Source organism: Ligilactobacillus sp. LYQ135, from assembly GCF_053711055.1.
Genome location: NZ_JBSJYT010000005.1, coordinates 93,438 through 118,052 on the forward strand (window position 1 = coordinate 93,438; position 24,615 = coordinate 118,052).

General features: G+C 32.3%; 21 protein-coding genes. 17 read left to right on the forward strand and 4 right to left on the reverse strand.

The features are described from left to right. Positions 1-167: 167 nt before the first annotated feature. Both galU and ACWCL1_RS05790 read left to right on the forward strand, forming a co-directional pair. Positions 168-1,040, forward strand: coding sequence for a UTP--glucose-1-phosphate uridylyltransferase GalU (gene galU / locus ACWCL1_RS05785; RefSeq protein WP_454545959.1), 873 nt, complete (start codon positions 168-170; stop codon positions 1,038-1,040). A 196-nt stretch (positions 1,041-1,236) separates the two neighbouring features. Beyond that, entirely contained in the window at positions 1,237-2,139 is a 903-nt protein-coding gene (locus ACWCL1_RS05790; protein ID WP_454545960.1) for a YihY/virulence factor BrkB family protein, read from the forward strand. A 32-nt stretch (positions 2,140-2,171) separates the two neighbouring features. Here ACWCL1_RS05790 and recX read toward each other — a convergent pair whose 3' ends face one another. Continuing rightward, entirely contained in the window at positions 2,172-2,957 is a 786-nt protein-coding gene (recX, locus tag ACWCL1_RS05795) for a recombination regulator RecX (protein WP_454545961.1), read from the reverse strand. An 86-nt stretch (positions 2,958-3,043) separates the two neighbouring features. On the opposite strand from recX, the gene rlmD reads away from it, so the two are divergent. The 7 genes from rlmD to ACWCL1_RS05830 all read left to right on the forward strand — a co-directional run bounded on the left by rlmD (position 3,044) and on the right by ACWCL1_RS05830 (position 11,623). Beyond that, complete coding sequence (rlmD, locus tag ACWCL1_RS05800) at positions 3,044-4,426, forward strand: 23S rRNA (uracil(1939)-C(5))-methyltransferase RlmD (RefSeq protein ID WP_454545962.1); 1,383 nt, start codon at positions 3,044-3,046, stop codon at positions 4,424-4,426. Beyond that, positions 4,404-5,573: a serine hydrolase domain-containing protein gene (locus ACWCL1_RS05805; RefSeq protein ID WP_454545963.1), complete on the forward strand. Its 1,170-nt coding sequence runs from the start codon at positions 4,404-4,406 to the stop codon at positions 5,571-5,573. The genes rlmD and ACWCL1_RS05805 overlap by 23 nt, the downstream gene beginning before the upstream one ends. Before the next feature lie 72 nt (positions 5,574-5,645). Further along, complete coding sequence (ntdP, locus tag ACWCL1_RS05810) at positions 5,646-6,191, forward strand: nucleoside tri-diphosphate phosphatase (protein ID WP_454545964.1); 546 nt, start codon at positions 5,646-5,648, stop codon at positions 6,189-6,191. A gap of 83 nt (positions 6,192-6,274) precedes the next feature. Next, positions 6,275-7,414: an AI-2E family transporter gene (locus ACWCL1_RS05815; protein WP_454545965.1), complete on the forward strand. Its 1,140-nt coding sequence runs from the start codon at positions 6,275-6,277 to the stop codon at positions 7,412-7,414. A gap of 93 nt (positions 7,415-7,507) precedes the next feature. After that, a complete protein-coding gene (locus ACWCL1_RS05820) occupies positions 7,508-8,542 on the forward strand; it encodes an NAD(P)H-dependent glycerol-3-phosphate dehydrogenase (protein ID WP_454545966.1) in 1,035 nt (344 codons plus the stop codon). Positions 8,543-8,698: 156 nt separating this feature from the next. After that, positions 8,699-10,021 carry an ATP-binding cassette domain-containing protein gene (locus ACWCL1_RS05825; RefSeq protein WP_454545967.1) on the forward strand — a complete coding sequence of 441 codons (1,323 nt, stop codon included), beginning with the start codon at positions 8,699-8,701 and terminating at the stop codon, positions 10,019-10,021. Positions 10,022-10,045: 24 nt separating this feature from the next. Then, positions 10,046-11,623 carry a peptide chain release factor 3 gene (locus ACWCL1_RS05830; protein ID WP_454545982.1) on the forward strand — a complete coding sequence of 526 codons (1,578 nt, stop codon included), beginning with the start codon at positions 10,046-10,048 and terminating at the stop codon, positions 11,621-11,623. Between the two features lie 44 nt (positions 11,624-11,667). On the opposite strand, the gene ACWCL1_RS05835 is transcribed toward ACWCL1_RS05830, so the two are convergent. The 3 genes from ACWCL1_RS05835 to ACWCL1_RS05845 all read right to left on the reverse strand — a co-directional run bounded on the left by ACWCL1_RS05835 (position 11,668) and on the right by ACWCL1_RS05845 (position 15,688). Beyond that, positions 11,668-12,945 carry a MucBP domain-containing protein gene (locus tag ACWCL1_RS05835; protein WP_454545968.1) on the reverse strand — a complete coding sequence of 426 codons (1,278 nt, stop codon included), beginning with the start codon at positions 12,943-12,945 and terminating at the stop codon, positions 11,668-11,670. 122 nt (positions 12,946-13,067) lie between these two features. Next, positions 13,068-13,343 carry a DUF1827 family protein gene (locus tag ACWCL1_RS05840; protein WP_454545969.1) on the reverse strand — a complete coding sequence of 92 codons (276 nt, stop codon included), beginning with the start codon at positions 13,341-13,343 and terminating at the stop codon, positions 13,068-13,070. Between the two features lie 179 nt (positions 13,344-13,522). Continuing rightward, positions 13,523-15,688 carry an AAA family ATPase gene (locus tag ACWCL1_RS05845; RefSeq protein WP_454545970.1) on the reverse strand — a complete coding sequence of 722 codons (2,166 nt, stop codon included), beginning with the start codon at positions 15,686-15,688 and terminating at the stop codon, positions 13,523-13,525. Between the two features lie 162 nt (positions 15,689-15,850). Here ACWCL1_RS05845 and ACWCL1_RS05850 point away from each other — a divergent pair, with 162 nt between their 5' ends. The 8 genes from ACWCL1_RS05850 to ACWCL1_RS05885 all read left to right on the forward strand — a co-directional run bounded on the left by ACWCL1_RS05850 (position 15,851) and on the right by ACWCL1_RS05885 (position 24,239). After that, positions 15,851-16,048, forward strand: coding sequence for a hypothetical protein (locus ACWCL1_RS05850; protein ID WP_454545971.1), 198 nt, complete (start codon positions 15,851-15,853; stop codon positions 16,046-16,048). Positions 16,049-16,210: 162 nt separating this feature from the next. Continuing rightward, positions 16,211-16,477 (forward strand): phosphocarrier protein HPr, encoded by a 267-nt coding sequence (locus ACWCL1_RS05855; protein WP_454545972.1) that lies wholly within the window; start codon positions 16,211-16,213, stop codon positions 16,475-16,477. Beyond that, entirely contained in the window at positions 16,477-18,195 is a 1,719-nt protein-coding gene (ptsP, locus tag ACWCL1_RS05860) for a phosphoenolpyruvate--protein phosphotransferase (protein ID WP_454545973.1), read from the forward strand. Before ACWCL1_RS05855 ends, ptsP begins: the two co-directional genes overlap by 1 nt. A 162-nt stretch (positions 18,196-18,357) precedes the next feature. Continuing rightward, entirely contained in the window at positions 18,358-19,536 is a 1,179-nt protein-coding gene (locus ACWCL1_RS05865) for a glycosyltransferase family 4 protein (RefSeq protein WP_454545974.1), read from the forward strand. 10 nt (positions 19,537-19,546) lie between these two features. Continuing rightward, positions 19,547-20,566 (forward strand): glycosyltransferase family 4 protein, encoded by a 1,020-nt coding sequence (locus tag ACWCL1_RS05870; protein WP_454545975.1) that lies wholly within the window; start codon positions 19,547-19,549, stop codon positions 20,564-20,566. A gap of 5 nt (positions 20,567-20,571) precedes the next feature. After that, a complete protein-coding gene (locus ACWCL1_RS05875) occupies positions 20,572-21,594 on the forward strand; it encodes a lysylphosphatidylglycerol synthase transmembrane domain-containing protein (RefSeq protein WP_454545976.1) in 1,023 nt (340 codons plus the stop codon). A gap of 227 nt (positions 21,595-21,821) precedes the next feature. Continuing rightward, a complete protein-coding gene (locus tag ACWCL1_RS05880; protein WP_454545977.1) occupies positions 21,822-22,055 on the forward strand; it encodes a YkuJ family protein in 234 nt (77 codons plus the stop codon). 75 nt (positions 22,056-22,130) lie between these two features. Then, positions 22,131-24,239, forward strand: coding sequence for an LTA synthase family protein (locus ACWCL1_RS05885; RefSeq protein WP_454545978.1), 2,109 nt, complete (start codon positions 22,131-22,133; stop codon positions 24,237-24,239). Positions 24,240-24,615: the final 376 nt, after the last annotated feature.

The following is a 24,615-nucleotide window of genomic DNA, read 5'->3' on the forward strand; positions in this document are numbered from 1 at the left end:
AAGGACTTTTTATTAATTTTACGGGTTTTAAGCGTTTTAAATAAGTAAATCCTTACTAAGAATTCAGAATTTACTTGTAATACAATGATATACTGGTATAATTAACCTAGATATTTAATTATTTTATTTGAATAACATACCAATTTAAGTAGATAAGGGGTATAACAATGAAAGTTAGAAAAGCTGTTATTCCTGCAGCTGGTTTAGGAACACGTTTCTTACCAGCTACAAAAGCTTTAGCTAAGGAAATGTTTCCAATTATCGACAAACCAACAATTCAATACATTGTTGAAGAAGCTCGAAAATCTGGAATCGAAGATATTTTAGTTGTTACAGGAAAGGGTAAACGGCCAATTGAAGACCACTTTGACTCTGTTCCAGAACTTGAACAAAATCTTACTGCTAAAGGTAAGACAGGTTTATTGAAATTAGTTCAACAAACTACAGACATCAACTTATACTTCATTCGCCAATCACATCCACGTGGTTTAGGTGATGCGGTCTTGATGGCTAAAGACTTCGTTGGCAATGAACCATTTGTTGTCATGCTTGGCGATGATATTATGGAAGACAAAGTTCCATTGACAAAACAATTAATTGATCGTTATGAAGAAACTCATGCTTCAACATTAGCAGTAATGAATGTTCCTCATGAAGAAGTTAATAAGTATGGTGTCATCGATCCAGTTACAGAAACAAAACCAGGTTTGTTTGATGTTAACAAGTTTGTTGAAAAACCAGATGTTGACAAAGCACCTTCTGATTTAGCAATTATTGGACGTTACTTATTAACACCTGAAATTTTTGATATGCTAGAAACTCAAAAACCAGGTGCAGGTAACGAAATTCAATTAACAGATGCAATTGATCGTTTGAATCAAATTCAACGCGTTTTTGCGCATGAATTTAAAGGTGAACGCTTTGACGTTGGTTACAAATTCGGTTACTTGAAGACTTCAATTCAATTTGGATTGAAACACCCAGAAGTAAGTGCTGATTTGAAAGAATATATTAAAGAATTAGCCAAAACACTTAAATAATCAATTTAAATAATTTCATTATGACTAAACGAAGAGGCCATGACGACTGTCACAGCCTCTTCGTTGCGTTTAAAGTTAATTTTTTACATAAATTTGAATAATTGTAACTATAATTTAAAAAAATATTGGTTAATTTAGTGGTTAAATATATATGTGTACGAAAAAGTACGTGAATATTGTTGAAGGAATTATTTTTATGAGAAAGCTAGGATGTAAATTTAAAACTTTTATCAAGGAAGTTTTAAGTAAGGTGATCCAGGGCGATATTTTTAATACAGCAATTATTGTAACTTATTATGTATTATTAACAGTGGTTCCAGTAATTATTTTTATTGGGAACATTTTACCATTGATGCATATTAATGCGGCGCGGATCATGCCATATTTAAAAGTGGCATTACCAGAACCAATTTATACTTTTTTTGGTCCCATTGTACAACGATTTTTAATGCATGGTTCTGGAAGTATTGCTTCATTTTCAATGCTTTTTACATTATGGGCCGGAAGTCGGGGGATTAATGCTTTAAAAAGATCAATGAATCAAATTTTTGGAGTAGGCGATTCCCAAGATTTTATTGCAACTACAGTTTTATCGATCTTAATTACAATTAGTTTTGGTGCACTTCTTGTAACGGTATTTGTAATTTATAGTTTTGGTCAAATTGTGTTGGAATATTTAACTCCTATTTTTCAATTACCACTGACATATTTGGAAGTTTTCCTGAAATATCGGTGGTCAGTGACATTTATAATCATTTTTATCATTTTGTGTTTAATTTATATTGTATTACCAAATGTAAAGGTTCACTGGCTTTCAGTATGGCCGGGAGCATTAATTGCTTCTCTAGGATGGATGGCATTAACTGGAATATTCACTATTTATGTGAAGTACTTTGCATATCGAGTTTTAAGTTATGGGACTTTAGGAACTTTTTTAGTTTTATTATTTTGGATGAATTTTTCAAATATAATTATTCTACTAGGGGCAATTTTAAATGCCTTTATTGAAGAACACCGCTATGGAAAAGTGATTCCTAAAGAACACAAATTTGGATATAAAATAAAGAAAAAAGTGGAACAAGCACAAAAACAAAGATAGGAACAAAAAAGCCGCATGAAGACGCGGCTTTTTTAATATTCATCAATAAAACGGTTGATTTCATCTAAAGAGAATCCCTTCCGGTATAAAGACATTTTTATTTTTTGCTTTTGTTTTAAGTTAGGATGGTAATCGTAACGTCTAAGAAGCTTTTCGCCAGCTACTTTCAATTTATTAAATTCAGTGTCATCGTCTTTGGCAATGTCTAACTGGTCAATTACTTGAGCAATGATTGGATTTGAAAAACCCTTAGTAAGTAAACCTTGCTTAATTTTTTGAACTTTATTTTTAAATGATTCACGGCGATATTTATTATTTAATTTTGACGCAATTTTGAAACAATTTTCAAGTTGTTCTTCAACTGAAAATTCTTGCAAAGCTTTGTCAATATCATTTTCGCCGATGCCTTTTTGGCGTAATTTTTGGCGAATGATGCGCGGACCTTTATCTGAGGTATTTTTCATGGTACGAACATAGCTTTTAGCATATTCTAAATCATTGATAAGGCGATTAGTTCGTAATTTTTTTAAAACCAATTCGATTTCATCAGCGACAAATTCATGCTTTTGAAGATCATCAATGATTTCTTTTTCACTTCTTAATTGATATGATAAAAAGTCAAGTGCTCGATTATATGCTTTAGCGATTTGCTCAGCGTTTGTAATGTTAGTAATTTGCTCATTGGTAATTTCTTGTCCTTTATGAAGTTGATATTTAATCAAGACTTCTTCACTAACAGGAAAACGATATTGGCCATCTATAAAAATGTTATAACGTCCTTTACGTTTTTGTGCTTGAATTGCAGTGATTTTTGCCATAACTTTGCTCCTTTATGATATTTAATAATATTATAACGAGCATCTAGGATTAATGCTATAATTGAAGCTGCTGAGAGGAGTTTATCATGCAAAACCAAGAAAAGAAATCAATCAAAATAAATCCAGGAAAAATTATTCGTGTAAAAATAAAAAAACTAGGAATTAATGGGGAGGGAATTGGTTACTATCAACGAAAAATTGTATTTGTTCCCAAAGCACTTCCAAATGAACTCGTAAAAGTGAAAATTGAAACGGTGAAACCCAAGTATTTATCTGGGAAAATGGTTAAAATTCTAGAAAAAAGTCCATATCGTGTTGAACCCAAAGATAAATATGATGTTGGGGGAATTGAATTAGAGCAATTAGCATATGCTGAACAACTTAAGTTTAAACAAGATATTATTAAACAATCACTTGAAAAGTTTAAGCCAAAAGGATATTGCAATTTTATAATTAAACCAACAATTGGAATGAACTATCCATATGAATATCGCAACAAAGCACAATTTCAAGTTCGGAAAATGAAAGATGGTACCATCAAGGCAGGATTATATAAGGAAAATTCACATTACTTGGTGGATTTACCAACTTTTAGTACTCAAATGCCAGAAACAATGGAAGTAATGCGATACATCGTAAAACTATTAAAAAAATGGAATGTTTCCATTTATGATGAAAAAAAACATCAAGGTGACTTAAAAACAATTGTTATTCGGCAATCACAAGCATATAACCAACTTCAAGTAGTTTTTATTACTACTCGATTGAATTTTCCACAAAAGAATCAAATTATTACTGAATTACGTCAAAAATTTTCTCAAGTCGTTTCAGTAATGCAAAACATTAATCCTAAGCGTAATTCTTTGATTTGGGGTGACGAAACGATTAAACTTGCTGGAGAATCATATTTAAATGAAAAACTTGGAAACATTGAATTTAAGCTTTCTGCACGTGCTTTCTTCCAATTAAATCCAGAACAAACCATTAAATTATATGATGAAGTCAAAAAAGCTTTAGATTTGAAAAATGACGAAACTTTGGTGGATGCATATTGTGGGGTAGGAACAATTGGATTATACGTGGGACAAGATGCTAAAGAAATTCGTGGAATGGATATTATTGATGAAGCAATTCAAGATGCTCGCGAAAATGCAGCAATGTCTCATATTAAACATGCGATTTACGAAACCGGAACAGCAGATGAATGGTTTGATAAGTGGACTAAACAAGGATTTGTTCCAGATGCATTAGTTGTAGATCCGCCACGAAGCGGTTTGGATGAAAGTCTTTTAAAAACAATTCACCAATTTAAGCCTAAAAAATTTGTGTATGTTTCATGTAATCCATCAACTTTAGCACGTGATTTAGTAAAACTAACTCAAGATTATGAGGTTGAATATATTCAATCAATTGACATGTTTCCACAAACAGCAAGGTGTGAGGCAGTTGTTAAATTTAAGAGAAAATAAAAAAAACAGATTGATTGCATTGATTTTGACATTAGGGATTTGTTTAGGAGTAGCTTTTGGAAAAATTAGTGCTAATAATTCAACGACACAATCTTTTGATCAAGATGTAAACTTAATTAAAGGAACAAATACCGAACAAGAAGTTTTACAGTTAGTTAAAAAGAAAAATTTTATTGGAACGGTAACTTTAGTAAAAAATGGTCATTTAGTGTACCAAAAAGGATTTGGATATGCTAATAAAGCACAAAAAATTAAAAATTCTGGAAAAACTACTTTTCAAATTGCATCTATTCAAAAAGGAATGACTGCAATGATGTTGATGAAAGTGGCACTTGCTAATCATTTTTCATTGGATACAAAGTTAAGTCAATTTTATCCGCAAATAAAAAATGCTAATAATGTCACGTTACGTAATTTATTAACGATGACATCAGGAATTTTAGATGAAAAATTACCATTTCATGCCATGTCTGATCAACAGTTTGTAAATTACACTGTAAAGCATACTAAAATTATTAAGTCACATATTGGAAATTTTCAATATCAGCCTGTAAACTTTGTATTGGCTGCGGGAATTATTCAAAAAGAATCTAAGTTAAGTTATTATGAGTATTTTAATAAAGTAATTAAAAAACCACTAGGATTGAAGAACACGTATTTTTATCAGGAAATTTCACAACATAAAAAGCAAAAGGCACAAGGATATACATTTAGTAAAAAAAATCCATATAAAGTGCGTTATGAGCCTACCAGTGGTTACACTAATCAATTAGGGACAGGTAACTTATACATGTCAAATGGAGATTTATATCAAACATTGCACGCGTTTTTAAGTGCAAAATTATTAACGCCAACTCAAACTGCGGATTTATATTCAAGTGGGAAAACAAATTCAAAATATGTATCAGGACTATATATTTTAAGTCGAAAATTTCCGGGAATGGCTTCAACAAAATATGAAGGGTATCATTTTCACGGAGCTGAATTTGGCTTTGAAACGGTTGGTGATATTTCTAAAGATGGACAAACCGCAGTGATTTTTTCTTCTAATTCAGTTAATTGGGATGCTAATAATAACTATAGTATGGACATTCCTGTATATAAAAAGTTAATTAATGATAAAAAAATTTTTAGGAATTTTGATTAATTTTTGGTATAATATTCGTGATGTCGGTGTAATACACACCTGTGTTTATAGAAAGCAGGTTCGATATTCGATATGCATTATTCACGAGGGCCTAAAGAAGGCGAGTTTATTACCATTAAAAGTTATAAACACGACGGTAGTTTACATCGAACATGGCGAGATACAATGGTACTTAAAACCAGTGATAATGGAATTATTGGCTGTAATGACCATACTTTAGTAACTGAAGCAGACGGACGCCGGTGGGTTACTAGAGAACCAGCATTAATTTATTTTCATAAGCATTACTGGTTTAACATTGTAACGATGATTCGCGACAATGGTGTTTCATATTACTGTAACCTCGCTTCGCCATCGATTATGGATCGGGAAGCGTTAAAATATATTGACTATGATTTAGACGTAAAGATATTTCCGAATGGCGAAAAGCGATTACTAGATGTTGATGAATATGAGGAACACAGTAAAAAATGGCACTACTCCAAGGAAATTGATAAGATCTTAAAACATAATGTATTAACTTTAGTTGATTGGATTAATAATGGAAAAGGTCCTTTTTCAAAAGAGTATGTTGAAATTTGGTATAATAGGTACCTAGAGTTGTCGCGCCGACAGTAAATACCGGTTTATAACTCTTGAAAGGCTGCGACCGATCCACGCAGTCTTTTTTTTATAAATTAGATATTACCAGGAGGAAACTTATGTTTTTTAACGAAGAACGAAAGCGTAAACTGATGTATTGGTCAGCGGAGTTTTTGTTACTTGTGTGTGTAATTTTTGTTTTTACAAAGATTCAATTTGTTTTTAGTCCAGTATTTACATTTTTCCAAACGCTATTTGGACCATTTTTGATTGCTGGATTTTTATTTTATTTATTGAATCCCCTTGTTAATTTGTTGACTAAAATTAAAATTAGGAAGTTTGAAGTTAAACGACCACTCGCAATTGCGATTGTCTTTTTGCTTTTGATTTCAATTTTAGCGTTAGTTATTTCATTTTTTATTCCGCGGTTAGTTCAACAAATTAAATCCTTACTATTAGGTTTACCAGGATATTTAAATGATTTGCAAGGCTTTATTACTCATATTGTAAATAATGGCCATGCGGAATGGATTGAAAAACTCAACATTCAAGAGTACTTAAATAAATTTGAAGGCTCATTGACATCTATGTTGAAAAATTTTGCAATGTCACTTACAACAAGTATTGGGTCAATTATCGGCACAATTACAAATGTGACTGTAACGGCGGTCACTGTTCCGTTTATTTTGTTTTACATGCTAAAAGATGGAGCCAAGTTCGTTCCTTCGATGATTAAAGTTTTTCCTAAAAGTAAACAAAGTAAAGTGGCTCAATTAATGCATGAAATGAGTAAAACATTATCACGTTATATTTCAGGGCAAATGATTGAATGCCTTTTTGTAGGTACTTTTTCAGCAATTGGGTATAGTTTAACTGGAATTCCTTATGCGTTATTAGTTGGTCTTTTTGCTGGTTTGACCAACATTATTCCATATTTAGGACCATACATTGGATTATGTCCCGCATTATTTTTAGCTTTTTCTAAATCATTACCAACTGTTTTTTGGGTCATTGTTGTTTGTGTAGTAGTTCAACAACTTGATGGAAATTTAGTTTATCCAAATGTAATTGGAAAGTCCCTTCATTTGCATCCATTAACAATTATTGTAATTTTATTAGTTGCAGGAAACATTGCTGGCTTACTTGGAATGATTTTAGGTGTGCCATTATATGCGGTTTCCAAGGTAGTTATTAAATTTATGTACAATGTTTTAAAATTAAAGGATGAAAATGAAAAAGTAAGTCAGGAATCAAAATAAAAATATAATAATTGACTTAATCATTGATGAAAGCACAAATTTGTGATAGTTTTAATTGTAGATTAAATCGAAAAAAAGATAGGATGAAATGACATGACAAAGAAAATCGCTGTTTTAGGTGCCGGTTCATGGGGCAGTATTTTAGCAAGTGTACTTGTTCAAAATGGAAACAAAGTTGTGTTATGGACAAACTCGGAAGCACAAGTAAAAGAGTTGAATGAAAACCATACAAATGAACATTATATTGAAGATTATACCTATCCAGAAGAATTATATACGACTTTAGATTTAAAGGAAGCAGTTGAAGGTGCAGACTTTGTACTTTTTGCAGTTCCAACTAAAGTTATTCGGTTAGTTGCTCAACAATTGCGGACAGTTTTGGAAGAACTTAATATTCGGCCAATTTTAATCCATGCAAGTAAGGGATTAGAGTTAGGTACTCATAAACGTTTATCTCAAGTCATTACTGAAGAAATTCCAGCTCAATATCGTTCAGGAATGGTCGTTTTCTCAGGTCCAAGTCATGCTGAAGAAGTTGCTAATGAAGACATTACCTTAATTACAGCTGCAAGTGAAGATATTGATAATGCACATGCAGTTCAAAAGATTTTTATGAATAATTATTTAAGAATCTATACTAATACTGATGTAGTTGGCGTTGAAGTCGGTGCAGCTTTTAAAAATATCATTGCAATTGGTGCAGGAATTTTACATGGATTAAAATATGGTGATGACGCTAAGGCCGCTTTAATGACACGTGGTTTAGCTGAAATTAGTCGTTTAGGTGTAGCAATGGGGGCTGATCCACTTACATTTATGGGATTAAGTGGTGTAGGTGATTTGATCGTAACATGTACAAGTGTTCATTCACGTAACTGGCGTTGTGGTGATCAACTAGGTCAGGGTAAGAGATTAGACGATATTATCAAAAATATGGGAATGGTAATTGAAGGAATTAATACTTGCAAGGCTGCATATGAATTAGCCCAACAATTGAGCTTGAATTTACCAATTTGTAATGCAATGTATAATGTCCTTTACAATGACGCCAATATTCCTAATGAAATTGAAACATTGATGAATCGTCCAGGTAAATCTGAAATTGAAGATTACGGTTATGAAAACTAAAAGATAGTTATTAATAATAATTAGAAAGTTGCAATTGGTTGCAACTTTTTTATTTATAAAAGGCTTTAGATGCGAGAATTTTAAGATAGATTGTTGCTTAATCAAAAATAATTTTGTAGTATTATTCTAGGATAATATCGGAAATTTGGTGACGAGATGGGTAAATTAGAAATTAAATACATTACAAAAGAAGTTCCATTAGAGAACAGTAAGAAAACAAATAAAAAGAAAAATAAAAAAAATGAAGAACAAAAGCTTTGGATTTTACGTGGTGTAACGTTAGATATTAATGATGGTGAAGCGATTGGAATCGTGGGAGCGAATAGTGCTGGAAAATCTGAATTAATGCATATTATTGCTGGTTTAGATGAACAAACAACGGGATTTATTACTACTCGTTCAAAAATTACTTATGCCGGAACGAAAGATTCACTAGATGAGAATTTAACTGGGTTAGAAAATATTCGTAAAGCAATTTTAAAGTCAGAAATTGATGATTTTAAAGGTGACCATATTACTAACGCAATTTTAAATTTCACAGAATTAGGTGAGTGGATTTACGTCCCTGTAAAGTATTACTCAACTGCACAATATGCCCGTTTATCAATTGCTTTAGCTGTTTATTTAGAACCTGATTTAGTATTATTAGACAATGTTTTTGGCATTTTAGACCAACCATTTTATTTGAAGGTGGCTAATAAAGTCCAAGAATTAAAGGATAAAGGAATTTCATTTATTATTTCAGATTCTAAAAGTATTGTAGTTGAAGGCTTTTGCGAACGTGCATTATGGCTTCAATATGGAGAAGTCCAAGACTTTGGGCCAACTCAATCTGTAGTTCAACAATATAACTATTCACTTGATTGGTATAACGCATTATCACGTCCAGAGAAAAATGATTTTATTGCTAAAAAACAACAAGAACAAATGGACTTCAATATTAGTAGTATCTACGAAGAATTTAAAATTGAACAATTCCGGAATGGGTATACGCGTAAAGATGAACCAAGAATGCGCAAAGCCTTCTTTAGCGAAAAGGGAGCTGATCCAATATATCAAGATCAACTTCAAAAAGAAAATGAAAAGAAAAAGAAGAAAAAGAAGCATATTCCTAAAATCATTTTCTTGATTATTTTATTAGTTGCTTTAATTTTAGGCGGTGGATACTTATTAGCCCAAAACCGTCCAAGTAAAAAGCAATCAAGTAAAGCAGATGCTGATTCAATTTCATTATTATCAAGTTCTGCCAAATCAAGTACTAGTTCAGTTAACCAAGGTAAAAGTAGTAGTTTAGCATCCGAAAGTAGTGCGGCTAAATCAAGTTCAGAAGCAACCCAAACAATTACTGTTCAAAATGGTGAAACAATAGGAACAATTGCGGAAAAATATCAAACAACTGTCAAAAAGATTCAAGAACTTAATAATTTAGGTTCATCAACAGATGTAAAACAAGGTGAAACATTGACAGTACCAAAGTAACATTGAGGTGAAAGAATAAAAATGATGGATGAAGGTCAATTAAAAGAAGAAATTAATAAACGCCGCACATTTGCGATTATTTCTCACCCTGACGCAGGGAAAACGACGATTACAGAACAACTCTTACTTTTTGGAGGAGTCGTTCGTCAAGCCGGAACCGTTAAGGGAAAGAAAACAGGTAATTTTGCAAAATCAGACTGGATGGAAATTGAAAAAAAACGTGGAATTTCAGTAACAAGTTCTGTAATGCAATTTGACTATAGTGGTAAGCGAATAAATATTTTAGATACTCCTGGACACGAAGACTTTTCAGAAGATACGTATCGAACTTTGATGGCGGTTGATTCTGCGGTTATGGTAATTGATTCTGCTAAAGGGATTGAGCCACAGACTAAAAAGTTATTCCAAATTTGTAAAATGCGAGGGATTCCAATTTTTACATTTATGAATAAATTGGATCGTGATGGTCGTGAACCATTAGATTTAATTGCTGAATTAGAAGAAACTCTTGGAATTGAAGCATATCCAATGAATTGGCCAATTGGAATGGGTAAAGGTTTGAAGGGATTATATGACATTTACAACAATCGAATTGAACTTTACCAACGTGAAGATAAGGGCGAAAAATTCCTGGCATTAGATGAAGGAGGTAATTTAGCTGAAAGTAATCCATTACAAGAAGAAAGTATTTTCCAACAAGCATTAGAAGAAGTTGATTTAGTCAAGAATGCTGGAAACGAATTTGATGAAGCTAAAATTGCAACTGGAGACTTAACACCAGTATTTTTTGGCTCAGCATTAACTAATTTTGGAGTAAAAACATTTTTAGATGCTTACTTACAATTTGCTCCAGCTCCATCTGCACATAAGACTGCAAATGGTGGGGAAGTGGAGCCAATTCAAAAGAATTTCAGCGGATTTATTTTTAAGATTCAAGCAAATATGAATCCTAATCACCGTGATCGCATTGCTTTTGTCAGAATTTGTTCAGGCGAATTTGATCGGGGAATGGACGTTCACTTAGAAAGAACTGGCAAAAAAATTCGTCTTTCAAACTCAACTCAATTTATGGCAGATAATCGCGAAACCGTTGAAAACGCAGTTGCTGGTGATATTATTGGGCTATATGATACAGGTAGTTTTCAAATTGGCGATACGATTTATACTGGTAAAAAAAATATCAAGTTTGAAAAATTACCACAATTTACTCCAGAACTTTTTGTCCGGGTTTCTCCTAAAAATGTGATGAAGCAAAAATCATATCACAAGGGAATTCAACAATTAGTTCAAGAAGGTGCTGTGCAACTTTACCGTGCATATAGTACAGGGGATTATATTTTAGGTGCAGTTGGACAACTTCAATTTGAAGTTTTTCAATTTAGAATGCAAAATGAATATAATTCAGAAGTTGTAATGACACCAATGGGACATAAGATTGCTCGCTGGATTGATCCAGAACAATTAGATGAAAAAATGTCAAGTTCACGGAATATTTTAGTTAAAGATAGTCAAGATCAGCCACTTTTCTTATTTGAAAATGAATTTGCTGAACGGTGGTTTGCAGATAAATATCCAGATGTTAAATTAACGGCTAAACTATAATATAAATAAAAGACGATGACTTAAGTCATCGTCTTTTATTTATATTATTTTAATCTACCATGTTCTTGAGCGACTTTATGTTCGATATCTAAATCAAGATATTGACGAATTGTCCACCCGCGATCATCAACCTTAAACCATTGCATTTCACGGCCACCTTGACGTTCTGTAATTGTTACAATGGAACCATCTTCAATGGAGTCAATAGGATCTCCAAAAGGTCGACTGTAAAGTGTTAATTTCTTTCCAGGAACAAAATCAACGATTGCAGGCACGTTTAAATCAATTGAGAATTGATATCCTTCTGTATCACTGATTGCATATTGAGGAAGAGAATCAACAAATTGAACTAAATCATAGTCTTCTTTGATCCATAAGTTTCCTCCTAAACAATGCCAACGCTCGCCATTAGTTAAGTGGACGGATTCAAATACTTGCCAAACCGTTCCCTTAGCTAAAGTAATATAAGTATCATTTCCTCTTGGAGCATCAAAGCCGGGCTGAGAAACTTTCATTTTTAAATACTTAACGTTAAAGTCAACTTCTTTCCAAGTTGCATCACGATAATAATATGTAACAACTTGTTGTTTTTCATTAAAACTTCCTTTAACTGGACCTTCTGCACGTAAAAGATTATATCCAATAAAATCAGGGGGAGTTAATGCATACTTTTCATCAACTTTTCCAGTTACAAAGCGTGGTTTTCCAAGCATATGCATATCGTCAATATCTTGACTGAAAAGCCAAATATTAGCACCGCTTTGCCGTCGGTATGTTAATGTAATGGAGCCATATGGTTCTACAAAAACAGATGTAAATCCGGCAATATTGATTAAATCATAGTGATTAAATTCTTTAAAATTAAAATTGATTGTTTCACCACGTTTACCTGAAATAATTTGGGGTGAACTTAAACTTTTATGGTTTTCATCTTGATAAATAACAATGATCGTTGAATCTTGATGAGTTGAAACTTTTTTTAATTCTTGCTTAACTGAAGGATGATTTTCCTTAGCATTTTCAAGAAGATTTTCTTTAGCAGAAATGTCATCTTGGTTTACGGAATCATCAGGTCGGTTTTCTTTTTTAATTTCAGCATCATCGAAAGTAGATGTTGAAATTGTTTTATTGTCTGTTGATTTATCAATAGTTTTAAGAGATGATTCAACAGCAGTTGATGCTGTAGTAGGTTCAGTTTTTACTGCAGAATTATTTTCATTTAATTCATTAGTTCGCTCTGGTAAACGCTTATGCATTTTTTTGCGATTAGCACGGCGACCATTGAATGTTTGCTGAACTTTTTTCATAAACTTAAATGCCATTTTTTCACCTCCTAAATAAATGGTTATCTCTTTTAATTATACATTAATTATTGTCTTTTTTTAACAGCTAATTTAAAAAATCATGACTTAAAGCCATGATTTTTGATTGTGATTTTTAGCGATTAATGATGTAAACTGATTTCAACCACTTTTTTCTGATCAGTCACAGTAGCATCAGCAGCTTTATCACCTAATAATTGATCAGAAACAAATTCAATTTCTTTATCTGTTACAGGACGTACATTATTAGAAATGACAATCTCAGCAGTTTTTTGTTTCTTTTTATAAACGACCTTTGAATTGCCGAGGGTATACACCTTAATGAAATGTGCCGAGGATGAAAGCAACTCTTGGCTAATAATACGGGCATAACTATTTGTGACATCGATAAGTTGCATAAATAATGTCCTCCTTACTTTTATCTTCATTTATATTATACATTAAATATAGAACAACATATAGTGTAACCGCTATAAAATCTAATAAAACTTTAGAAAAAACAAAGATTATACGTAAAAATATCTAAATAAACATAGTAAAAAAAGACTGCAACTTATGTTACAGTCTTTTTCTAATTTTAATCAGTAGTCTTCTTTTCTTCTTTGCCAATTTTAATTTCATCATTTTCAAGTTTAGCTGTTAAATGCTTAACAGTAGGGTGGTCAAGATAATAGTCAGCAACTTTATCTTCAATTTCTTCTTGAATTACTCGTCTTAATGGACGGGCTCCCATCTTAGGATCATAACCAAGTTCAACTAATTTATTTTCAACTGGTCCAGTCACATGAATTGTTAGTCCTTGTTGTAAAAGCATGTTGTTGACATCTTCAAGCATCAAGTTAACGATCTTCATTAAATCATTCTTGGATAGTGGGTTAAATTCAACGATATCATCAAAACGATTTAAGAATTCAGGTTTAAAGTAGTTAGTTAATTTATTGATGACTAAATTTGATTGACCCTCACTGTCAGCACCAAAACCAACATTAACAACTGAATCGCCGCTACCAGCATTTGAAGTCATAATGATGATTGTGTCTTTAAATGAAACAGTTCGACCTTGAGAATCAGTTAAGCGACCGTCATCTAGAATTTGCAAGAACATATGCATTACATCGGGATGAGCTTTTTCAACTTCATCTAATAATATTAAACTATATGGATGACGGCGAACTTGTTCAGTTAATTGGCCAGCTTCTTCATAGCCTACATAACCTGGAGGAGAACCAATTAATTTTGAAACAGAGTGTTTTTCCATATATTCACTCATATCAAAGCGAATCATTGCATCTTCAGTTCCAAAAAGTTCACGTGCTAATTGTTTAGCAGTTTCAGTTTTACCTACTCCAGTTGGACCAACGAAAAGAAATGATCCAATTGGACGTCCAGATTTATTAAATCCAATGCGGTTACGCCGAATTGCACGTGCCACCTTATCAACTGCTTCGTTTTGACCAATTACGTGTTGTTCAAGTGATTCAGCTAGGTTTTTAAGTTGTTCTTTTTCTTTAGTCTTTAATTCACCTACAGGAATACCAGTTTTTTCTTCAACGATTTTTTCCATATCTTTTTCAGTAACCGTTGGAACAGTGGTATCTTCAACTGCATCTTCTTTCATTTTTTCAAAACGATTTACTTGGTCACGGTAATATGCAGCTTTTTCATAATCTTCTTCTTTTAACGCAGATTGTTTTTGTTCTTCAGCGTTTTTAATTTTTTCATCTAAGACTTCGGGATCAACTGATTCTAAAGTTAGGTTTTTCCGTGAACCGGCTTCATCAAGCAAGTCGATCGCCTTATCTGGTAAGTATCGATCTTGAATGTAACGATCAGATAAAGTTACCGCAGCTTTTAAAGCTTCATCAGTATATTTCACATGGTGATAGCTTTCATATTTTGATTCAATTCCTTTAAGAATTTTCAATGCTTCTTGGATACTTGGTTCATTAACTTGAACAGGCTGTAAACGTCGAGCTAATGCTGCATCTTTTTCAATTGAACGATATTCATTTAAGGTAGTTGCACCAACTAATTGAAGTTCTCCGCGTGCAAGGGCAGGTTTTAATACATTTCCTGCATCCATTCCACCTTCAGCATTACCAGCACCAACAATTTCATGAATTTCATCAATGAATAAAATGATATTGTCAGCTTTTTTCAATTCATTCATTAATTGTTGCATGCGTTGTTCAAATTGACCACGAACTCCGGTACCTTGAACTAATGAAACAACATCTAAGCGAATAACTTTTTTATTTAAAAGTTTTTGCGGAACATCGCCATCAACAATTTTTTGAGCTAATCCTTCAACAACAGCCGTTTTACCTACACCGGCTTCACCAATTAAAACAGGATTATTTTTAGTTCTTCGATTTAAAACTTCAATTACACGATTGATTTCTTTATCACGGCCAATTACAGGATCGATTCGTCCTTTACGAGCTTCTTGAGTTAAATCAATTCCATATTGGTCAAGAATAGAATTATTTCCATTTCCTGTACCCATGCGGCCTCCTTGAGTAGGAGGAACTTGTTGGCGTTGAGCGTTGCCATTTCCAGCCATTGCACCAAAAAAGTCTCCTAAATTGCCAAAGCCAAATGGATCATTCATTCCGTTATTAGCAACTTGATCTTTTAATTGATGATAACAATTTTGACAAAGATCAATTGATGCTTGTCGTCCATTAATGCTAGTGGTTAAATGGATTGTTGCTGGATTTTTATGACAATATTGACATAGCATAGACTCACGTCCTTTCATATAATAACTGATCAATAGTCAAAAAACATTTGACCAACTTTGACCTTTGCTATTATATTATACAAATTTTACCTGAAAGTGCAAGTTATAACTTTTAAATCGTGTTATAATCTAGAAAAATATAAGTTTAAAGGAGCATTTGCAATGGCGACTGATTATCAAAAAATTCTTGATGAGTTAAGAACTGGTGAAATAAAAGAATATGATGTTGATATGGATCACTTTATGGAATTTCAAAAGGTATTAATGAATTATCAATATAAGAAAAGCATTGTTGGTGAAGCGAAACGCAATGGCGGAGTTGTCTATCATTTCGATGATGGAAGCAATTCCAATTTATAAAAAAAAGCGCTTGCTATTTAATTTGTAACATGTTAATATTTATCCATGCGGAACGTCTTTTTTTGTTTTACTTTTATGAAAACGTGTTCGTAAAAATAAAAAGGCTTTCAAATGTTATATTTAGAAATTTAATTAATTTATTTTAAAGGAGCATGATATATCATGGAAAAGAAAGATTTTCACGTAATTGCAGAAACAGGAATTCACGCACGTCCAGCTACATTGTTGGTTCAAACAGCAAGTAAATTTAGCTCAGACATCACATTAACATACAATGACAAATCAGTTAACTTGAAATCAATCATGGGTGTTATGTCATTAGGTGTAGGCCAAAATGCTGACGTTACAATCAGTGCAGATGGTGCAGATGAAAAAGATGCAATCGCTGCAATTGATGAAACAATGAAAAAGGAAGGCTTGGCTGAATAATGTCAAAAACATTAAACGGAATTGCTGCAAGTGATGGAATTGCAACTGCTGAAGCATACATGCTTGTGGAACCGGATTTATCATTTAGTGAAAAAACAATTGATGATCCTGCAGCAGAAATTGATCGTTTACACAAAGCAATTGAAGCTTCAAAAGAGGAATTAGAAACGATTAAAGAAAAAGCAAAGCAAAACTTAGGTGCAGAAGAAGCCGAAGTTTTTGAAGCTCACTTAACAATTTTAGCTGATCCTGAAATGATTGGCCAAATTGAATCAAAGATTAAAGATGATAAAGTTAATGCTGAAACAGCCTTAAAGAGTGTAACTGACACATTCATTTCAATGTTTGAAGCTATGGAAGACAATGCTTACATGCAAGAACGTGCTGGTGATATTCGCGACGTTACAAAGCGTGTAATGAGTCATTTACTTGGAGTAACTTTGCCAAGTCCAGCTTTAATCAATAAAGAAGTTGTAATTGTTGCACATGACTTAACACCATCTGATACAGCTCAATTAGATCGTAACTATGTGAAAGGATTTATTACTGATATTGGTGGACGCACATCACACTCGGCCATTATGTCACGGACATTAGAAATCCCTGCAGTCGTTGGTTCTGGTTCTGCTACAACTGATATTCATGAAGGTGACACAGTTATTATTGATGGTATTAACGGTAAAGCCATTGTTGATCCAACTGATGCACAAAAAGATGAATATGCTAAGAAAGCACAAGAATTTGCTGAACAAAAAGCTGAATGGGAACGTTTAAAGAATGAAAAATCAGTAACTGCTGATGGTAAAGAAGTTATTTTAGCCGCTAACATTGGTACTCCAAAAGATGTTGCTGGTGCAAATGATAACGGTGCCGAAGCAGTGGGATTATTCCGTTCAGAATTCTTATACATGGATGCTTCAGAATTACCTTCTGAAGAAGATCAATTTAAAGCTTATAAAGAAGCATTAGAAGGTATGAATGGCAAGCAAGTAGTTGTTCGGACAATGGATATTGGTGGAGATAAGGATTTGCCTTACTTACCATTACCAGATGAAGAAAATCCATTCTTAGGATACCGGGCAATTCGGATTTGCTTAGATCGTCAAGAAATCTTCCGGACACAATTACGTGCCTTATTACGTGCATCTCATTATGGTAAATTAGCAATTATGTTCCCAATGATTGCAACTGTTCAAGAATTTAAAGATGCAAAGGCAATTTATGAAGAAGAAAAGGCGAAGTTAATTAAGGAAAATATTCCAGTTGCAGATGATATTGAAGTTGGCATGATGATGGAAATTCCTGCAGCTGCAATGTTAGCCGATAAGTTAGCTAAATACGCTGATTTCTTCAGTATTGGAACAAATGACTTAATCCAATATTCAATGGCTGCTGATCGTGGAAATGAACGCGTATCATATCTTTACCAACCAACTAATCCATCAATTTTGCGTTTAATTAAAAACATTATTGATGCTTCTCATAAAGAAGGTAAATGGACAGGTATGTGCGGTGAAATGGCTGGCGACCCAACTGCAGTTCCAGTTCTTTTAGGATTAGGTTTGGATGAATACTCAATGAGTGCAACTTCAATTTTGAAGACAAGAAGCTTCATTAAGAACTTATCAACTGATAAGATGAAAGAACTAGCTGATAAAGCGTTAGATTGCGAAACAGAGGCTGAAGTTCAAAAATTAGTTGAAGAATATACTAAGTAAGAATTTCTTAATAAAAAGCACTATATTGACTTAATTATTGTAATAAAGGGCTATGACATTGGTCATGGTCTTTTTTGTTTAAAAAAACATTAAACATTCATTGAAAATCAATTTTGAAAATAATATAATAAACACTGACTAATCGAAATGCGAGGGATGCTCGTGAATATTGGAATTTTTACGGATACTTATTATCCACAAGTAAGCGGCGTAGCAACCTCAATTAAGACTTTACGTAATCAGTTAGAGCGACAAGGACATAATGTTTATATTTTTACTACAACTGATCCAGGAGTAGATAAAAATGTTTTTGAACGTAATGTTTTTCGTTTTACAAGTATTCCGTTTGTATCATTTACAGATCGGCGAATTGCAATTCGAGGCGCTCATCGTGCTTTACATATTGCCGAAGCACTTCAACTTGATATTGTGCATACTCAAACAGAATTTTCTCTTGGAGTCATGGGAAAGTATGTGGCTAAAAAAATGAAGATTCCATGTGTGCATACATACCACACGATGTATGAAGACTATTTACACTATGTTGCTAATGGTAAATTATTAAAACCTGTGCATGTAAAGCAAATTTCGCGAACCTATTTACAAAATATGAGCGGAATTATTGCTCCAAGTGAACGGGTGTTAAATACATTAAAAGGGTATGGAGTCAAAGAACCGATTACTGTAATTCCCACAGGCGTTGATTTAGTTAAATTTCAAAAAGAAGATCAAACTAACTATCGTAAACGTTATGGATTATCTGCAAATACGCCGTTATTATTAACATTAAGCAGACTAGCTTATGAAAAAGATATTGACCAACTAATTGATGCATTTGTAAAAATAAAAGAAAAAATCCCAACTGCTCAGTTGATGATTTGTGGTGACGGTCCAGCAAGAGAAGACTTAGAAGCACAGGTGAAAAAGCTACATTTAACAAGTAGTGTTATTTTTACAGGTGAAATTGATAATGATCAAGTTGCACATTATTATCATATGGCTGATTTATTTGTATCAACTTCCGTTTCTGAATCACAAGGTCTTACTTATAATGAGGCATTAGCATCAGGACTTAAAGTGGTAACTACACATAGTCCATATACGGATGAATTATTGGATCATGCTTGTCTTGGAAAGACCTTTTCAACTTTAGATGAATTTGTTGATGATGTAGTTGAATATTTGAAAAATCCTAAACAATACCATGATCCGCAAGTTTTAGCAGAAAAGCTTAAAGCGACTTCTGCTGAACGATTTGGTAAACGAGTAGTTGAATTTTATCAAAAATGTATTGCTCAATATGATCCACAAAATAAAGTTGTAAGTGCAAAAAATGTATAAGGAGATCGCAATGTTAAACATTCATATGTATTCTTCTGCTTTAAGCGTTAAAGGACAAGGTGTCGGAAGTGCTTATTCAGAATTGATTCGGTTATTACAAGAACGTTTTCCAGATAAAATTAAAATTGTGATCAATAAATTAGGAAAAGCGGATATAAGTCATTATCATACGATCGATCCGCTTTTTTATTTAGAAACATTTTTACCTGGAAGAGGAGTTAAAGTTGGATACGTTCACTTTTTACCAGAAACAATTGAGGGAAGTTTAAATCTTCCTTGGATTGCAAAAAAAGTATTTTATAAGTATATGATCAGTTTTTATAAGCGAATGGATCAAATTGTAGTTGTGAATCCTGTTTTTGGTAAAAAATTAGAAAAATATGGAATTCCAAGTGAAAAGATTATGTATATTCCTAATTTTGTTTCTAAAAAGGAATTTTATCCGCAAAATTTAGCGAAGAAAAAACAAACAAGAGCGAAATTAGGAATTGAAGAACAAAAATTTACGGTGATTGGTGTAGGTCAAGTTCAAGAAAGAAAAGGAGTGCCTGATTTTATTGAACTAGCAAGACGTCATCCAGAAATTGAATTTATTTGGGCAGGGGGGTTTTCTTTTGGAAAAATGACCGATGGATATAGCGAATTAAAAAAAGTCGTTGATAATCCCCCAGCAAATTTGATTTTTCCAGGAATTTTAGATCGTTCAGAAATGAATGATTATTATAATGCTGCTGATTTATTTTTGTTACCTTCATATAATGAACTTTTTCCAATGAGTGTTTTAGAAGCATTTAACGTTGGATTACCTGTAATGTTACGTGATTTAGATCTATATAAAGCAATCATTAAAGGATATTATCAAGGTGCTAAAAATGTCGATGAAATGGATCAACAACTTGTAAGATTAAGTAATGATCAAAAGGCCTTAGCAGATTTAAAAAATAAATCTCAAATGGGAGCAAACTATTATTCAGAAGAACGCTTAGCTCAAATTTGGCTAGATTATTACACTAGTTTAATAAAGGATTAAGAATAATGTCACGGAAAAATAAAATAATGCTTGCAATTATGATTGCAATTGGCGTGTGTATTTTCGGATACTCAATTAAAGATGTTCCCAAACATACACTATTAATGAGTCTTAGAAATTTAAAATGGCAATGGTTATTAGTTGCATTTGGATTAATGTTCCTTTCGCTTGTTTGCGAGGCTATAATTGTGCGCTTCCTTTTAAAAAAGAGATACTCTAAATTAAGATGGCGTGATATTTTACGGGTACCAATGGTAGAGCAATTATTTAATGGAATTACTCCGTTTGCATCAGGTGGTCAGCCAGCTCAAATTATTGCTTTAGCCCAAACAGGAGTCGATGCAGGGCAAGCAACTTCAATTTTATTAATGAAATTTATTGTGTATCAAGCAATGATTGTCGTAAACTTTATAATTTGCATGATTTTTGGATTCCATTTGATTGCTGCAAAAATGCATGTAATGGCAGTGTTAATTGCATTTGGTTTTTTGATTCACTTTGCAGTTATTGTTGGTTTGCTAATGGTAATGTATTGGAATAAATTTACACGTAAATTGGTGAACATTGTTTTAAAACCATTAAAATGGATTCCAAATAAGGAATTATATCCTAAATGGAAACAAAAAATTGATGTTAAAATTGATACATTTTACCAAGAAAGTTTACGGTTAAAGCGTGATAAAAAATCAATTGTAAAAATTGCGTTAATTACTCTAGTTCAATTAATGCTATATTACATTATTCCTTATTTTATTCTCCTATCACTTGGAGTTCAGCACGTAAACTTAATTGAAGTAACGACATTGCATGTATTAATTGTAATGGTTATTTCACTTTTTCCTGTTCCTGGGGGCACAGGTGGAGCAGAATTTAGTTTTGATGCAATTTTTTCTCTATATATTCATTCAAATAGTAAATTAGTTTTAGCAATGATTTTATGGCGAATTGTAACTTATTACTTTGGAATGTTTTTAGGAATGATTGCGTTAGTCCAAAAACCGCAAAAAGTTAAAAGAATAAAAGAATAATAAATGTTAAGCCATCAAGTTAATAAAGTGATTTGATGGTTTTTATAATAATGCAGGAAAAATAAGTATGAAAAAATCAACCGTAAAAATGTGGTATGTTAGTGGAAATTTTGTTAAAAACTTGTGAATTTCTTCATTTAGTCTATTGTTATTCTGCAAAATTTGCTAAAATGGCAATGGTTCCTATTTTTAGAGGATGAATTTTTATAAAGAAAGAGGAAAACAAAATGGATAATTCTCAACTTGTAGCAATCATTTCTCGTTTGGATGCAATGATGAAAGCCGGCGGAAATGATCCACAATCACGTCGCTTTGAAAAAAATGGTGACGAACGCGGGGTAGTAACATATAATCCAGCTAATGGAACATTTATGTTAGAAGAGGTTGCAACTAAACAACGCTTTGAATTTGATAACATTGACTTAGCTGCATTAGAAATTTTTGATTTGTTAGATGATTAATAATATCTTGTAAAAAGGTATGGCAAGCGTCATGCTTTTTTAATATTTTAAATTAAATAAGTGGAGGCAAAAAAATTGCGAACAGCTCTGGCGAAAATTCGTAATTTCTTTAACAAGAAATTAGGATTTTTTACATTAGTAATTGTACTTTTTTGGCTTAAAACATATATTGCCTATCAAATTGAGTTTACTTTAGGTGTCTCTGGTACAGTTCAAAATATTTTGTTAATTTTTAATCCAATTCCGTTTGCTTTAATCTTATTTGGAATAGCATTATTTTTTAGAGGAAAAGCTTCATATTGGATTATGATGATAATTGATTGGGTCGAGTCAATTTGGTTATTTGCTAATATTTTATATTATCGTGAATTTTCAGATTTTATAACGTTAGCGGTGATTAAATCAACTGGCTCAGTTTCCAATAATTTAGGATTGAGTATTGCAAAAATTATTCATCCATTTGATTTCTTTGTATTCATTGATGTAGTTGTGCTTTCCATTTTATTACTTACAAAAGTAATAAAAGTGGATAAGCGACCAGTGCGTTATCGCCAAGGTTTAATTTCAGTTTTTTCTGGATTAATTTTATTTGGAATTAACTTATGGGGAGCGGATAAAGATCGTCCACAATTGTTAACAAGAACATTTGATAATAACTATATTGTTAAATATCTAGGTATGAATTTTTATGCTGGATATAATACATATCAAAATATTCAGCAAACTCAAACGCGGAAAAATGCCAAGAAAAGTGATTTAGATAAAGCATTAAAATTTTCACGCGAAAATTATTTGCCACCAAATGCAGAGTATTTTGGTAAAGCTAAGGGTAAGAATGTATTTGTTATTCACTTAGAAAGTTTTCAACAATTTATGATTGACTATAAGTGGAAAGGACAAGAAGTCACTCCAAATATTAATGCATTTTATCATAATCAAAATACTTTAGCATTTGATAACTTCTTTAACCAAGTTGGCCAAGGAAAAACTTCAGATGCTGAAACTATGCTTGAAAATTCATTGTTTGGATTGCCATCAGGTTCAGTAATGACTGAGTATGGTTCTTCAAACACATTTAATGCGATGCCAGCAATTTTAGATCAACACGGGTATACGACTGCAGCATTTCATGGTGATGTAGGAAGTTTTTGGAATCGAATTAATACCTATAAGTCATGGGGATATGATTACTACTTTGACAAAAACTTCTATACAAGCAAAGAAAAATATAATATTGGGTATGGATTAAAGGATAAAATTTTCTTGAAGCAATCAGTTAACTATATCCAACAATTGCCACAACCATTTTATGCTAAATTAATTACCTTAACGAATCACTATCCATATGAATTAGATAAGAAAAATCAAACTATTTCTAAGACAAATACAGGCGATAACACTGTCGACGGATATGTTCAAACAGCGCGTTATTTGGATGAATCATTTGGAGAATTTATTAATTATCTGAAGAAAACTGGACTTTATGATAATTCAATGATTGTTGTATATGGTGATCACTATGGAATTTCAAATAATCATCCGAAGGCAATTGCGCAATTATTGGGCAAAAAATCAGTTAATAGCTATGATTTAGCAATGTTTCAAAAAGTACCATTTATGATTTATGCTCCAGGAATCAAAGGTGGTGTAAACCATACTTATGGTGGTGAAATTGATGTAATGCCAACTTTATTAGATCTATTGGGAATTAAAGACAGTCAATATTTGATGTTAGGTCAAGATTTATTGAATCCTAAACATAGTCAAACAGTTGCATTTAGGGATGGTAACTTTGTTTCTCCAACATTCTCAAAGATTGGAAATAAAGTATATAACAACAAAGGACAAGTTGTAACTAATAAATTGACTGACCAACAAAAGAAATGGGTAGATTCACAACAAAATTATGTTGATAAACAACTTAATTTTTCAGATGAAATTATTACCGGAGATTTATTGAGATTCTATCATCCAAAAGGATTTAAGGAAGTTAATAAAGCGGATTACAACTATAACTATAATGCTACTATGAAGAAGTTAAAAGAAGAGCAAAAGAAATATCCAACGAGCGTTTTAGCTAAAAATGATGGCAAAACGACCGTAAATGATTTTTCAACCAATGCTCCAGAACTAAAAGGTGTTTCAAATAAAGAATTATATAAATACTATCTAACAGCACATTAAAAATGCTTCTAAGTCAGGCTTTATGCCTGACTTTTTTTGTGGAAATGAATAATGTAGAGATGATTTTTTCGCAAATTTAAAATAAAATAAATTTTTTTGAAAAAAAGTATTGACGATAATTAGGATAGTTGGTAATATATTAAATGTTGTCAGTGAGATAAATTACTTACTGATAACGTGATAATAAATATTAAATATCTTCAAAAAAAGTTGTTGACTTTGGATAGGATATTTGATAAAATAAAAAAGCGTTTTATAGATCTTTGAAAACTGAATAACGTTTCGATAAACAAATGTGCAGGGCAATTCATGAAAATGAAATGCAAACATATTTGCGAAGTCAATTCGCTAGTAAATGAGTCACAAAACTTTTTAA